General features: G+C 70.3%; 9 protein-coding genes. 2 read left to right on the top strand and 7 right to left on the bottom strand.

Annotated features, from left to right (window positions below; genetic code table 11):
- The first annotated feature begins 84 nt into the window (after nt 1-84).
- On the top strand, nt 85-1140 hold the full coding sequence (locus RWQ91_RS09295; protein WP_314505178.1) for a nucleoside hydrolase: 1056 nt from the start codon (nt 85-87) through the stop codon (nt 1138-1140).
- Nucleotides 1137-2639: a nucleoside hydrolase-like domain-containing protein gene (locus RWQ91_RS09290; protein WP_314505177.1), complete on the top strand. Its 1503-nt coding sequence runs from the start codon at nt 1137-1139 to the stop codon at nt 2637-2639. Before RWQ91_RS09295 ends, RWQ91_RS09290 begins: the two co-directional genes overlap by 4 nt.
- Before the next feature lie 10 nt (nt 2640-2649).
- Here RWQ91_RS09290 and RWQ91_RS09285 read toward each other — a convergent pair whose 3' ends face one another.
- From RWQ91_RS09285 to RWQ91_RS09255, 7 genes are all read right to left on the bottom strand, one after another.
- A complete protein-coding gene (locus RWQ91_RS09285) occupies nt 2650-5472 on the bottom strand; it encodes a family 78 glycoside hydrolase catalytic domain (RefSeq protein ID WP_314505174.1) in 2823 nt (940 codons plus the stop codon).
- On the bottom strand, nt 5469-6980 hold the full coding sequence (locus RWQ91_RS09280) for a family 43 glycosylhydrolase (protein WP_314505172.1): 1512 nt from the start codon (nt 6978-6980) through the stop codon (nt 5469-5471). Before RWQ91_RS09280 ends, RWQ91_RS09285 begins: the two co-directional genes overlap by 4 nt.
- A 22-nt stretch (nt 6981-7002) precedes the next feature.
- The gene (locus RWQ91_RS09275; RefSeq protein WP_314505171.1) at nt 7003-8133 is read right to left on the bottom strand and encodes a serine hydrolase domain-containing protein; all 1131 of its coding nucleotides are present in this window, start codon (nt 8131-8133) and stop codon (nt 7003-7005) included.
- A complete protein-coding gene (locus RWQ91_RS09270; RefSeq protein WP_399546222.1) occupies nt 8130-10421 on the bottom strand; it encodes a beta-glucosidase in 2292 nt (763 codons plus the stop codon). Before RWQ91_RS09270 ends, RWQ91_RS09275 begins: the two co-directional genes overlap by 4 nt.
- Nucleotides 10422-10655: 234 nt before the next feature.
- Nucleotides 10656-11498, bottom strand: a complete 843-nt coding sequence (locus RWQ91_RS09265; RefSeq protein WP_314505166.1) for an ATP-binding cassette domain-containing protein — start codon at nt 11496-11498, stop codon at nt 10656-10658.
- Complete coding sequence (locus RWQ91_RS09260) at nt 11495-13366, bottom strand: dipeptide/oligopeptide/nickel ABC transporter permease/ATP-binding protein (RefSeq protein WP_314505164.1); 1872 nt, start codon at nt 13364-13366, stop codon at nt 11495-11497. Before RWQ91_RS09260 ends, RWQ91_RS09265 begins: the two co-directional genes overlap by 4 nt.
- Nucleotides 13363-14304: an ABC transporter permease gene (locus tag RWQ91_RS09255; protein WP_314505161.1), complete on the bottom strand. Its 942-nt coding sequence runs from the start codon at nt 14302-14304 to the stop codon at nt 13363-13365. The genes RWQ91_RS09260 and RWQ91_RS09255 overlap by 4 nt, the downstream gene beginning before the upstream one ends.
- Nucleotides 14305-14350 lie beyond the last annotated feature (46 nt).

Genomic DNA, 14350 nt, shown 5'->3' with positions numbered 1-14350 from the left:
CGGCAGTTGCGGAGCCGGCTAAATTGGTCAACCGGTGTTACGATTTCGGTGTCGGACTCGTGCGCCGGCGGAAGGATGTCGACGATGACCCGCATGTCAGGACTGCCGAGAGCGGAGCCGTCCCGCACCTGGAGTCTCGGGAGCTCCCCCTGGCAGGCGATCCCTCCGGCATCCGCGCCCCGTGCTCGCCTCATCATCGACAACGACTTCTCGGGGGACCCCGACGACCTCTACCAACTCGTGCACCACCTGCTCTCACCGAGTGTCACGATCCCTCTCGTCGTCGCGTCGCATCTGCGCCCGGACGATCCGTTCGATCCCAGCGACCGCCAGGCGGAGAACGCGGCGAGCGTCGTCCGCGACCTGTTCGCCCGGATGGGGCTCACCTCCTCGGCTGTGATCGTGCAGGGCTCGAACGGTGCTCTCGAGGATCGACGAACGCCTCAGCGCTCCGCCGCGGTCGCCGCGATCGTCGCGGAGGCCATGCGCGATGACCTCTCCACGCCGCTGTTCTACGTCGCGGGCGGCGGGCTCACCGATCTGGCCTCGGCGTGGCTCGTGGAGCCGCGGATCGCCGAGCGCCTCACGGTCGTCTGGATCGGCGGCTCGGAGCACGGGGGCCTGGCCGTTCCGCCGCCGAACGCGATGCCCATCGAATACAACCTGCTGATCGACCTGATCGCCGGGCAGGTCGTCTTCACGGACTCCACCCTCCCGATCTGGCAGGTGCCGCGGGACGTCTACCGCCAGTGCCTCGTCTCCGATGCGGAACTGCGACTGCGCGTCGCGGCTGCAGGACCGCTCGGCCGCCACCTGTACGACGAAGTCGCCGCGGTGTTCGCGCTGGTGGGGACGCATCTGGGCGGCGCCTCGGAGACGTACGCGCTGGGCGACTCCCCCCTCGTGCTGCTCACCGCGCTGCAGTCCCTGTTCGAGCCCGACTCCACCTCGAGCCGGCACGTCCAGCGGCCCACTCCGGCGATCCAGGACGACGGCTCCTACCGCGCCGTGGCCGGAGCGCGACCGATGCGCGTCTACACCTGGGTGGACACCCGATTGATGTTCGAGGACTTCTACCTCAAGCTGGCCGAGTTCGAGCGCTGGCAATCCACCGGCCCGACGGCAGGAGTCAGTGCATGAAGCCCGAAGCCGCGGCATCCCGCGTGTCCACCATCCCCCGCCCGCGCACGATCGTCACCGCAGACCCCGAACTGGACGATCTGAACTCGATGATCCGCTTCCTGCTCTACGCCGATGAGCTGAAGATCGAGGGACTGGTGTATGCGAGCAGCCGCTTCCATTGGCGCGGCGACGGAGACGGGACGACGTTCTTCCTGCCCGAGCGCGAGTACGACGAACCGCAGACGTCCTGGCGGTGGGCCCCGGGCGAACGATTCATCGACGACGCGGTCGACGCCTATGCGCAGGCCTATGAGAATCTCGTCGTCCATGACCCCCGCTATCCCTCGCCCGATGAACTGCGCGCGGTGATCCGCGAAGGGAATGTGGACTTCGAGGGAGACACCGCTGCGGAGTCGCCCGGCTCCTCGCTCATCGCCGATGTGCTCCTGGACGACGAGCCGGGACCGGTCTACCTGCAGCTGTGGGCAGGGCCGAGCACCGTCGCGCGCGCCCTGATGTCGATCGAGGAGCGGTTCGCCGGCACGGATGACGGGGAGCGCGTACGCGCGGAGGTGTCCGCCAAGGCGGTCATCACGAAATTCGCGTCGCAGGATGCGACCTACGACGACTACATCCGTCTGCACTGGCCCGCCATCCGGGTCATCGAGGTCGCCACGCTCGCGTGGGGATACATGGCGCGACGCACGATCCGCCCCGAGGACCTGCCGCTGCTGGGCGCCGAGTGGACGCGGGAGAACGTGACGTCACAAGGTCCCCTCGGCGCGCTGTACCGCGTCTGGGGTGACGGGCGCCAGATGGTGCCGGGCGACCTCACGGATTACTTCCACCTCTCGGGCCAGACGGCTGAAGAGCTGCGCGCACAGGGCTTCGGGGTGTGGATGGATCCGCAGCCGGCGGGCGAGTGGATCTCCGAAGGAGACACGACCAACATGCTCGCGCTGCTGGTGCCGGGCCTCCGGGGGCATGAACACCCGACGTACGGCGGGTGGGGCGGTCGCTACGAGCGCACAGCGGAGGGCGATGACTCGTGGGGTCTCGTCGACGCCGCCTTCGCGCCGGGTGGGGCGGACTGGGCGAGCGGCGGTCCCACCGGGGACGAAGCGTCGGTCACGCGGTGGTTCGCCGACGCCCAGGCCGACTTCGCTGCGCGTCTGCAGTGGAGCGTGACGCCGGCTTTCGCCGATGCGAACCATCACCCTCACCTCGATGTCGCGGAAGGCATCGACCTCGACGTCGATCCGGGCCAGTCGGTCACCGTGACGGCCGAGGCGTCGGACCCGGACGGCGACGGCGTTCTGGTTCGCTGGAGCGTGTACGACGAGGCCGGGACATACCCCGGCGAGGTCGAGGCGTCCTCCGCGACCGGTGCCACGACGATCGTCGCCGTACCCGCCGATGCGCGCCCCGGCGAGACGATCCACCTGATCGCCGAGGCGACGGATGATGCGCCGGCGCCGTTGAAGGCCTACCGCCGCGTGATCCTCACCGTGCGCTGAGCACGCTCGGTCAGCGGGCGGTCGCGCCGCGCAGCGCCGCGTCGACCTCGTCCAGCAGCGGGGGCGGCACGAACATGAGTGCCGACGACACGTTGCGCTTCGCCCCCCAGACCGTCTCGGCCCGCACCGCTTCGGCGCGATCCGCATCGAAGCGTGCCACCGTGTCCAGCAGCGCACGGTACGCGCGCGGGTCGTCGATGACGTCGGCGAGGGATGCCGCGAGCCCGGGCAGCGCCGGGCGCTCGGGTTCCGGCGGAGCCGCGAAACTCCACTCGTGCTCGCCGGAGCCCACCTCCCCCGTCGTCCCCGGCAGGTCGAGAACCGCGCTGGTGTTCGCCGGGACGACGGCGCGGACGACGATCCGATCGCCTGTGCGGACCCACGAGACGGATGCCGGGCCGTAGGGCGTGAGGTGGCGCGCTTCGGCGTGCTCGAGCGCACGCAGGGGTCGCGGCGCGATCCGGATCCGGCGGTAGCCGGGCTCGTCAGGGGCCAGCCCCGCGACGGTGCGGTGCAGCCAGTCCGCCACCGCGCCCAGGGCGTAGTGATTGAACGACGTCATCTCGCCCGGGTTCACCGTGCCGTCCGGCAGCAGCGAGTCCCACCGCTCCCACACCGTGGTGGCACCCATCGTGACGGGGTACAGCCATGAGGGGCTCTCGGTCTGCAGCAGCAGGCGCTCGGCGGCATCAAGATGTCCGCCCGCCGTCAGGGCGTCGGTGACGAGCGGCGTGCCCACGAACCCCGTGGCTATGCGGTAGCCCCCCTCGCGGACGACCGCCGCGAGGCGGCGCGCCAGTGCCTGGCGCAGGGCGGGATCGCGCACGAGATCGAACTCGAGGGCGAGGGCGTAGGCGGTGGGCGCGTCGCTCATCATGCGGCCGGCCGGAGTGACGTACTCCGCCACGAAGGCGCCACGACTGCGCTCTGCCAGGGCCGCATACGCGGCGGCATCGGCGTCGTGTCCGAGGAGGGCGGCCGCCTCGGACACGAGGCGCAGCGAGCGGGCGAGGTAGGCGGTCGCGACGATGTCGCCGTCGACCTTCGCCTGTCCCGGCTTGTCGGGCGGCGCGGCCGGGTCCAGCCAATCGCCGAGCTGCATCCGGCCCGCCCACAGACCGCTGTCGCCCGCCTGCGAGAGCACCAGATCGACCCAGGCGCGCATGCTCGGGTACTGCGCTTCGAGTACGCCGACGTCGCCGAAGCGGTCGTGCAGCACCCGGGGCACCACGGTGGCGGCATCGCCCCACGCGGCGGTCGCGCCGAGGTCGCCGAACGAGGGCAGGGCGGCGGGCACGACGAGGGCGACGTCGCCGTCGTTGCGGGCCTGCTCGTGGGCGAGGTCGCGCAGCCACGAGGTGAGGAAGGCATCGCAGTCGTAGAGGAAGCTCGCGGTCGGAGAGAAGACCTGGATGTCGCCGGTCCACCCCAGGCGCTCATCGCGCTGCGGGCAGTCGGTCGGGATGGACAGGAAGTTGCCGCGCATGCCCCACACGACGTTCTCGTGCAGACGATCGAGCAGCGGGTGCGAGGAGGAGAACCATCCCGTACGGGTCATATCGGTGTGCAGGACGACGGCCTCGACGTCGTCCGGATCGAGATCGAGCCCGGTGATCTCGGCATAGCGGAAGCCGTAGAACGAGAAGCGGGACTCCAGGACCTCCTCGCCGCCCGCCAGGTCGAAGGTCGCGGTCGCGGCGGCGTTGCGGAGGGGCCGGATGCTGAGCTCGCCGTCCTCGAGCACTTCCGCGTGCCGCACGACGACGTGCTGCCCGGCCGTACCGCGGGCACGGATCCGCACCCGGCCGACGAGGTTCTGGCCGAAGTCCAGGATCGTCCCCCCGGAGGGTGTCGGGACGACCGCGGCGACGGGGAGGGCGTCGATGCGGCGGACGGGCGCGGCGATCCGAGCCTCGGGGGCCGGCACGTGCTCGTAACCCGGGTTCGCGGCGGCGCCGACGCGCGCGGGCATCCAGTTCGCGTCAGCGCGCTCTCCGCTCGCCGCCTCCGGATCGGACCAGCCGGGTACCGCCCGGCGCAGGTCCTGATGCTCGCCGGCGTAGATGCCGCTGTCGACCACGGCTGCATCGCCGAAGGCGCTCCACCCCTCTCCGGTCGCGGCCACCGTCTCCACCGCGCCGTCGGCATATGTCACCCGCAGCTGGCCGAGGAACGAGGGCTGCGCCCCGTAGAGACGTTCAGCGAAGTCGTAGAAGCCGTATTTCTCCGTATACCAGGCACCGGCGATCGTGGCACCGAGGACGTTCTCGCCCTCGTGTACGAGCGCGGTGACATCGACGGTCTCGTGCACGAGACGGTCCCGGTAGCTCGTCCAGCCCGGCGAGAGAACGTCGTCCGAGACGGCGCCGCCGTTGAGCTCCGGCTCGGCGACGCCCAGCGCCGTCCAGAACAGCGTCGCGCGCGCGACGGGGCGGTCGATCGTGAAGGACGTGCGCACCAGGGCGGGCTGCGCCTCCCGTGCGGGCTCGGCAAGGCCGATCGGCTGGGCGATCCACTCGTCGTGGGCGAGGAAGCCCGCCTCGACTTTCCGCGGTGCGCTCCACGGCGTCTGCGCACCGTCGGTGGAGCGCGCTCGCACCGAGATCTCGCGGCTCTCACCCGCGGCGAGAGGCGCGAAGGGCCAGGCGACCAGGACGCTGTCGCGACCCTCGTTCGTGACGATCGCCTCACCGTCGGTGATGTCGGCCGCTGCCTGCACCCATCCGGATCGGTCGGAGTGGACGGTCCAGCTCAGGCGCGGAGTCGCCGTCGCGACGAAGGCACTGTCATCGCGCAGCTCCGCGCGCAGCGTGTCGATCCGGGCGCCGCTCATTCATCGTCTCCTTCGCAGATCCATCGGTGAAACGACACGTCGCCGCTCGCCGCGTAGAGGCCGATGACCCGGCCGGTGAAGCTCTCGGTCGTCTCGGATGACAGGAAGCGTCCGTCGACCTCCGCCAGGGGGATGCGCACGCCGTCGATCGTCGCGGCGAGCTCGAAGATGTCGCTGGTGCTGACCATGCCGGAACCGGCGGGCTTGCGCGAGTCGATGTGCAGATCGAGCTCTCCGCCCGCGAACGGGTGGGTCCACTCCTGGCGGAGCCCCCCGATCACGGCCCGAGCCGTGACGCTGCCCGCCCCGGCTTCGACCTCGACGTGGAAGCGCTCGTCGTAGCGCACCGCGAGTCCGCCGATGCCGGCAGCGGTGTCCGCGCTGACCGTCACCCGGTTGGTCAGGTGCTCCTGCCGGCGACCCACGAAGACCGGCCGGGCGTCATCGAGCGTCGTCCCGTCGGCGTGAAGCGTCAGCCATCCGTCCCGCGCAGCGAGGTCCGCGATCGCGGCGGGCGGACGGCGCACCGCGATCCACTCGGCGTCGAGTGCCTCCTCGAGCGAGAAGGCGACCTCGACGCGGGTGCCGGGACGAGCATTCAGCTGCACGGGTTCGATCGCGGGCCAGCCGTCCTCCTGCCATTGCACACCGGTGACGTACGTCTCACGGCCCAGAGCCGAGAACGCACGCGTCATGCTGCGCGGACGCACCCCCAGCATCAGGCAGAACCACTCGCCGCCGGGCCCGATCACCAGGTCGCCGTGCCCGGTGTTCTGCACGGGCCGGATGGTCGACCGGGCCGACACGAGCGGGTTCTGCGGCGCCGTCTCGAACGGGCCCTCCGGAGAATCACCGCGGGCGATGCTGATCCCGTGTCCTCGCTCGGTGCCGCCCTCGGCGATCATCAGGTACCAGGTCCCGCCGACCTCGTAGAGGTGCGGCGCCTCAGGGAACTGACCGCCCGTGCCCGACCACACCGAGCGGGGCTCCTCGAGGGCGACGTGGTTCTCCAGATCCACCTTCGCCTGGAGGATGCCCAGGTGAGTGCCGATCTGCGCGCCCTCAAGGATGAGCCCCGAGTAGGTCACGTACACCGTGCCATCGGCATCCCAGGCGATGTCGGGATCGATGCCGTCGAGGCTTCCCGAGCCGTCGGCCCTGCGGATGACCTCGCCCGCGCTCCACGGACCGGCGGGGTCCGCGGCCGTGAAGTGCAGCATCCCCCGCCCCATGGCGACCGTGACCACGAGATGGAAGACGCCGTCGCGGTGACGGATGGTCGGCGCCCAGACGCCGCCGGCGGTCGGGACCTCGCCGATGCCGAACGTCTCGGGGTCCGCCCCCACATGGCCGATGAGCTCCCAGCTCTCGAAGTCGCGCGAGCGATGGATCGGGATGCCGGGCAGATACTCGAAGGTCGAGGTGGCCAGGAACCATTCGTCCCCCACTCGCACCACGCTCGGGTCGGGGTGGAAGCCGTTCAGGACGGGGTTGTACAGGGTCGTCATGCGTGCTCCTTCGTACCGGGCATCAGGACAGGAGAGCGCCGAGATCGGCGGCGAGCGAGAACGCGCGCGGATCGCCGCCGCCGGGCCAGGGCCCGCGGGCGATGGTGTAGGCGAAGGCCACTCCGGTGTCGGGATCGACGCAGGCGAAAGCACCCGCCGCACCGTCGTGGCCGAACGCCCGCGGACCGCCGAAGGCCATGGATGCCGTGGGCTTCTGGAACACGATGGCATGCGCCCGGCCGGGCTGGCCCAGCACCTCGTCGTAGCCGCGCACCTGCTGCTGACCGATGATCTCCACGGTGTCGGTGCTCAGCACCGCAGGTGCGCCGTCGACGCCGGTCACCGTCGCAGCCAGCAGCCGGGCAAGCCCCCGTGCCGTGCCGGTTCCCGAGACCGCGGGGTGGCCGTGGCGCCAGCTAACCGGGTCGTTGGCGAAGTCGACCGGGGCACCGGCCATCCCGAAGACCACGGGGCCCAGTGCCGAGCTGAAGCTGGTCGACGCATCCGAGACCGGACGGATCATCGGCAGGACCGGCACTAGCCGCTCCTCCTGCTCTGGCGGAAGTCCGAGGAAGAAGTCGATGCCGAGCGGGGCGCGCAGCTCCTGCTCGTAGTACTCCCGCAAGGTGCGTCCGGTCACCCGGAACACGAGCTCCGAGGCGAGGTTGCCGATGGTGACCGCGTGGTAGCCGAACGCGCTGCCCGGCTGCCAGAACGGCCTGCTCTGCGCGAGCCGCTCGGCGGCCGCGTGGTCGTCCAGCAGCTCGGCCCCGCTGAGTGAGGGCGTCGCCTGCGGAATGCCTGCCTGATGCGAAAGCAGCTGGCGGACCGTGACGGATCGCTTGCCCTTCGCGGCGAACTCGGGCCAGGACTCGGCCACCGGCGCGTCCAGATCGATCAGGCCGCGCTGAACGAGCAGTCCGATCGTCACGCCGATGGTGTTCTTGGTGACCGAGTACGGCACCATGACCGAGTCGACCTCCAGGTGCGGCCCTCCGACGGCGTCGAGCACGAGCTCGCCGCCCGAGTACGCGGCGACCTGGAACGAGAGATCGGGGTCGCCGCCGAGCATGCCGTCCAGGCGCGCGACGAGGGTGCCCAGCCGATCGTCGGCGACTCCGGCGGCGAGACCCGAGAGCGCGCCGAGGCTCACGCCTCGACCGTCCAGCCCACCGTGAGAGGCAGTTCGGCTACCGATCCGCCGATGCGCAGTGTGTACAGGCCCGGCTCGACGACCCACCCCTCGTTCCAGTACGCCAGCCGGCGCGCGGAAACCGGGATCGAGGCGGTCACGGTCTCGCCCGCTTCGGCCCGCACCACCGCGAAGCCGACGAGCCAGCGTGCGGCCCGCTCGACCGCGGAGTCGGCGCGCTCGGCGTAGACCTGCACGACCTGCTTTCCCGGTCGCTGTCCGCTGTTGGTCACCGTGACCTCGACGGCGTAGCCGTCGTCGTCGGCGTGCGCCGAGTCCCAGGACCACGAGGTGTAGCCCAGGCCGTGCCCGAACGGGAACGCGGGGGCGGTCCCCGCGCGCAGCCAGGCGCGGTACCCGACGTGGATGCCTTCGTCGTACGACAGCACCCCGTCCTCGGGCGTGACGGCGCTGACCGGCACGTCGGCGAAGGCCGCGGGCCACGTCGTGGGCAGTCGCCCGCCGGGCTCACTGGCGCCGGTGAGGATGTCGGCGATCGCCGTGCCGAACTCCTGACCGCCGAAGTAGCCGAGCACGATCGCCGCGACATCCTCCGCCCAGGGCAGCGCGACGGGAGAGCCGGCGTTCACGATGACGACGGTGCGCGGGTTGGCCGCCGCGACAGCGCGAACCAGGTCGTCCTGCCGGCCGGGCAGGTCGAGGTTCTCGCGGTCGTATCCTTCGGATTCCACCTTCGAGTTGGTGCCGACCACCACGACGGCGATGTCGGATGCCGCTGCCGCCGCCGCGGCCGCGGCGATGAGCCCGTCGGGGTCGGAGTCGTCGGGCGCGATGCCCAGCGTGGCGCTCAGGACGCCCACCAGCGGCGAGTCCGCCCCGGCGAGGGTGAACTCGACGCGGAGGTCGATCGGTGTGCCGGCGGTCGCCGCGAAGGGGGCCGTGAGCGAGGGCGGATTCAGGAACGCGGCGCCGAGGTCCGTGCCCTCGATGACGGGTGTGTCATCGACCGCGAGGGCGCCGTCGACGAACAGGCGGCCGTGGTTGGCGCCGGCGAAGCCGAGCAGGATGGTGCCCGTCTCATCGGGCGTGTAGGTGGTGTGCAGCACGAGCCGGCTCGCGGTCGAGACGGGCGCGTCGCCGCCGAACCACACCAGTGCGCTCGAGCGGCGGTCCTCGCTGAACAGCTCGGCACCCTCGGCGTCCACGAACGTCGAGGTGAGGCCGGGTTCGCCGGTGCGCGGGTTGGTCATGTGCTCGAGCGGCAGGGCGGCGACGCCGTCCTGCACGGCCGCGCCGAGCGAGTACGAGATCTCGGCGCCCGGGAGGGCGGAGCGCAGCGCGTCCAGGGGCGAGATCACGCGTTCGGGGATCACTGTCGCACTGCCGCCGCCCTGGGTCCGCGCCTCGCGGGCGTTGTGGCCGATCACGGCGATGCGGCGCCCGGCATCGGCCGGGATCGGCAGCACGCCGTCGTTGGTCAGCAGCACGGCACCCTCGACCGAGGCCTCGTGCGCGAGGGCGACGCCGTCGATCCGGGTCGGCGTCAGGGCGACCGAGTCGCCGAGGGCTCCGACGCGCTGGGCCAGCAGCAGCAGCCGCAGCACCTTGCGATCGATGTCGGCCTCCTGCACGCGGCCGTCGCGGACGGCGTCGACCAGTCCGGCCCATGCCGGAGCCGGGCCGGGCATCGCCAGGTCCTGCGCCGCGGGGACGGAGGCGAGGCTGCGGACCGCCGTCCAGTCCGAGATCACCACGCCGTCGAAGCCCCACTCCGAGTTGAGCGGGTCCTCGAGCAGGTCGTTCTCGGTCATCGTGACGCCGTCGACGGCGTTGTAGGCGCTCATCAGCGCCCAGGCCCCGGCATCCACCGCCCGCTCGAACGGCGCGAGGTACAGCTCGCGCAGCGCCCGGTCGGTCGGGCGCACGTCGACGGTGAAGCGGTCGGTCTCGGAGTCGTTGGCGACGTAGTGCTTCGGAGTCGCGGCCACACCGTTGTCCTGCAGACCTCCGACGTAGGCGGCGGCCAGCTCGGCACTCAGTTCGGGGTCCTCGCTGAAGCACTCGAAGTGGCGTCCGCCCAGCGGCGAGCGGTGCAGGTTGATCGTCGGGCCGAGGACGACGTCCACGTCTTTGCGACGCGCTTCGGATGCTGCGGCCGCCCCGTACCGGTAGGCGAGATCCGCATCCCACGAAGCGCCCAATGCCGAGCCGGAGGGCAGGTTCAGGGAGGGCTCGCGCTCGTCCCACCGGGGACCGCGCACGCCGGCCGGTCCGTCGGACAGCGTCATGGCGCGCAGCCCGATCGAGGGCAGCGGAACGGTCGTCCAGAAGTCCGCGCCCTGGATGAGCGAGGCCTTCTCTTCCAGTGTCAGCTTCGACAGGAGCGGCAGGAGGTGATCGGTGGAGGAGGTCACGGAAGGATCCTTCGATGGGTGGGACGGGACCGGCGGTGGACCGGGCCCGGTGGGCGTGCGTGGGATCCCGGTGGCCGCGATCGACGAAGTCGACCACCGGGAAGGGGGTCAGGCTGCGGCGGACTCGGCGTCCAGAAGGGCGCGGCGCTCGGTGCGACGCACCTCCTGCTTGTCGGGATCGGGCACAGGTGAGGCCATGAACAGGCGCCGGGTGTACGGGTGCGCGGGGCGACCCGTCACCTGCTCGCCGTCGCCGCTCTCGACGATCTCGCCGCGGTACATCACCGCGACCCGATGGCTGATATGACGCACGACCGCGAGGTCATGCGTGATGAACAGGTAGGCGACACCGGTGCGCTGCTGGATGTCGATGAACAGATCGAGCACCCGTTCCTGCGTCGACAGGTCCAGAGCCGAGACCGGCTCGTCGCACACGATCAGCTTCGGATCCAGGGCGAGCGCGCGTGCGATCGCGATGCGCTGCCGCTGCCCACCGGAGAACTCCCGCGGGAGGCGGCTGCGGGCGTCGGAGGGCAGTCCGACCTGGTCCAGCAGCTCCCGCACTCGGGTCTTCGCGGTGGTCGATGCGACGCCGCGCGCCTGCAACGGCTCGGCCAGGATCTGCTCGATCGTCAGCGACGGGTTCAGCGAGGAGTACGGATCCTGGAACACGACCTGGATCTCGGAGCTGAGGGCCCGACGCTCCTTGCGGTGCAGGCGACTGATGTCCTTGCCGGCGTACGTGATCTTCCCGCCGGTGACCGGGGCCAGACCGAGAACCGCCCGGCCCAGGGTCGTCTTGCCCGACCCGGACTCGCCGACCAGGCCCACCGTCTCGCCGGGCTTGATGTCGATCGAGACGCCCTTGAGCGCCGGGAAGGGCTTGGCGCGGAAGCCCTTGCCGGGGTATTCGACGACGAGGTCGTCGACGGTGAGCAGTGACTCGCTCATCGGTTTCCTCCCTGGGTTGCGGCGCCGACCAGCGGCGGGCGTGCGGGGCCCTCGTCGAGGATCGACGCGAGCAGGGACTTCGTGTACGGGTGCTCCGGGCGCTGGAAGATCGCCCGCACCGGACCGGTCTCGACGAACAGACCGGACTGCATGACCGTGACCCGGTCGCAGAGGTCCGCGACGACGCCGAAGTTGTGCGTCACCAGCAGCATCGCCATGTGGCGCTCGGCCTGCAGATCGCGCAGCAGATCGAGCACCTCGGCCTGCACCGTCACATCGAGCGCTGTGGTCGGCTCGTCGGCGATGATCAGGTCGGGATCGGTCGAGACCGCCCCGGCGATCAGCACGCGCTGGGCCATTCCACCGGACACCTCGAACGGGTAGGCCTTGAACGTGCGCACCGGGCTCGGGATGCCGACCCTCTCGAGCAGGGAGAGCGCCTTGTCTCGCGCCTCCTTCTTGCTCATGCCGAGCGTGACCCGCAGCGGCTCGGTGAGCTGGCTGCCGATCGTGAACGACGGGTCGAGGTTGCTCATCGGCTCCTGCGGGATGTATCCGATGCGGCGGCCGCGGATACCGGCGTACACGGCGTCGCTTCCGTTCTCCAGGCGCGTCCCCTCGTAGTCGATGGACCCGCCGGTGACGCTGCCGCCCTTGGGCAGCAGGCCGAGGATCGCGAAAGCGGTCTGCGACTTGCCCGACCCGGACTCGCCGATCAGCCCGTGGACCTCGCCCTTGCGGATGTCGAGCGAGACGCCGTGGACGACCTCGGTGACGGCGCCGTCGCTCTGGCCGTAGCCGACCCGCAGGTCGCGAACGCTCAGCACCACCTCGGACGAGCGGATCGCCGACTGCTGGTCGTCGTCGTGGCGGATGGGCTCGCCGTCCGGCGTGACGATGTCCACCTCGTCGCCGAGATCGGTCACGCTCGTGGCCGTGGTGACGGCGGCGATCGAACCGGTGCGGCTGGTCACCGCGCGCCGCCGCTTGCGACGCACCACCACCGTGCGCTCCAGCACGTCGCGGATCGCGTTCGCCAGCAGCATCAGGGCGATGCTCGTCAGCCCGATCGCGAGAGAGGGCCACACCATGAGCAGCGGAGCCACGTAGATCTTCGTGAACGCGTCCTGCAGCATCCCACCCCAGGTGGGCACCGAGGTGTCGCCGAGACCCAGGAACTCCAGGCCCGACTGGATCGCGATCGCGATGATCGCCACGACCGCGGTCTGGATGATGATCGGTGCCCGCACGACCGACAAGACGTGGCGGCCGATGATGCGCAGATCACTCAGGCCCGACACGCGTGCGGCGTCGACGTAGAGCTCCGACCTGACCGCTGTGACCATGGTGTACACCAGCCGAAAGTAGGCCGGTGCCAGCACGATGCCGAAGATGAACATCGAGGCCCACACGGAGGGTCCCATGACTGCTCGCGCAGCTAGCAGGATCACCAGGGCGGGCAGTGCCATCACGAGCGAGGTCACCCACGAGGCGACGTTGTCGAACCAGCCCTGGTAGTAGCCGGCGATCAGGCCGGAGACGACTCCGAACACGAGGGCGGTGACAACGGCCAGCAGTGCCGCGGCGATGCTGATCTGAGTGGCGACGAGCAGTCGCGACAGCACGTCGCGCCCGGCTGAGTCGGTGCCGAGCAGGTGCTCGGGACTCGGCGGCTTGAGGATCGCCTGCAGATCGGCAGGGTTGGGGTTGTAGGGCGCGATGAGCGGTCCGATGAGCGCGATCAGCACCACGAACGCGAGAAAGATCAGTGAGATCAGGGCCAGCGGGTTGCGCACCAGCTTGCGGAGCAGGTGATCGGTGCGCGCCCCGGGGGTGGGGATGTCCGTGGGGACTTCGATGGCGGTCATGACAGTCGCACCTTCGGGTTGAGCGCAGCCTGCGCAAGGTCGATGAGGAGGTTGACGACCACTGCAATGACCGCGTAGACGATGACGAGCCCCATCACGATGGGGATGTCACCGGCCGCGGTCGCCGTGACGGTGAGCGATCCGATGCCCGGGAGGGCGAAGATCTGCTCGACGATCACTGCGCCGCCGACCATGCCGACGAACGACACGGCCAGCAGGGCGAGAGCCGGGCCGCCGGCGTTGCGCAGGACGTGCTTGTACACGACACGGTTCGAGTTCAGCCCGCGACTGCGCAGTGTGCGCACGTAGTCGCGCGAGAGACCGTCGAGCACCGATCCGCGCACCTGCTGAGAGATCGTCGCGATGCCGCCGATGGACAGGGCGATGATCGGCAGCGTCACACTGCTCAACCACCCCGTGAAGGACGTCGTGATCGGGATGTAGCCGGTCGCTTTGAACCAGTGGAGGTTGATCGCGAAGATCAGGACGAGGAAGAGGGCGATGAGGAAGCCCGGGATGGCGAAGCCGACGATCGAGATGAACTGCACCGTGCCGTCGACGGCGCCGCCTCGACGGGCGGCGAGGATGCCGAGAATGGTCGAGACGATGGCGGTGATCAGGATCGCGCCGATCACGATCGACAGTGTGACCGAGAGGCGGCTGGCGAGCTGGACGCTGACCAGCTGACCGTTGAACCAGGAGCGACCGAGGTCGCCCGTGATGGCGGACCCGGCCCAATCCAGGAACTGGACGATGAGGGGCCGATCGAGGCCGAGCTCCGCCGCCTTCTGCGCCACGAGCTCTTCACTGGCGTTCTGGCCGAGGATGGTGCGGGCGATGTTGCCGCTGCCGAGGTACAGCAGCGTGAAGGCGATGACCGTGATCACGAAGATCAGGATGATGCCCGACAGCACGCGGCGCAGGATGAATGTGAGCATGGCTCCACTCCTGTGTAGAGATACCGGATAGTGCGGGTATGGGAGT

Source organism: uncultured Microbacterium sp., assembly GCF_963524805.1.
GTDB lineage: Bacteria > Actinomycetota > Actinomycetes > Actinomycetales > Microbacteriaceae > Microbacterium.
This window is presented reverse-complemented; position numbering and strand designations above follow the sequence as displayed.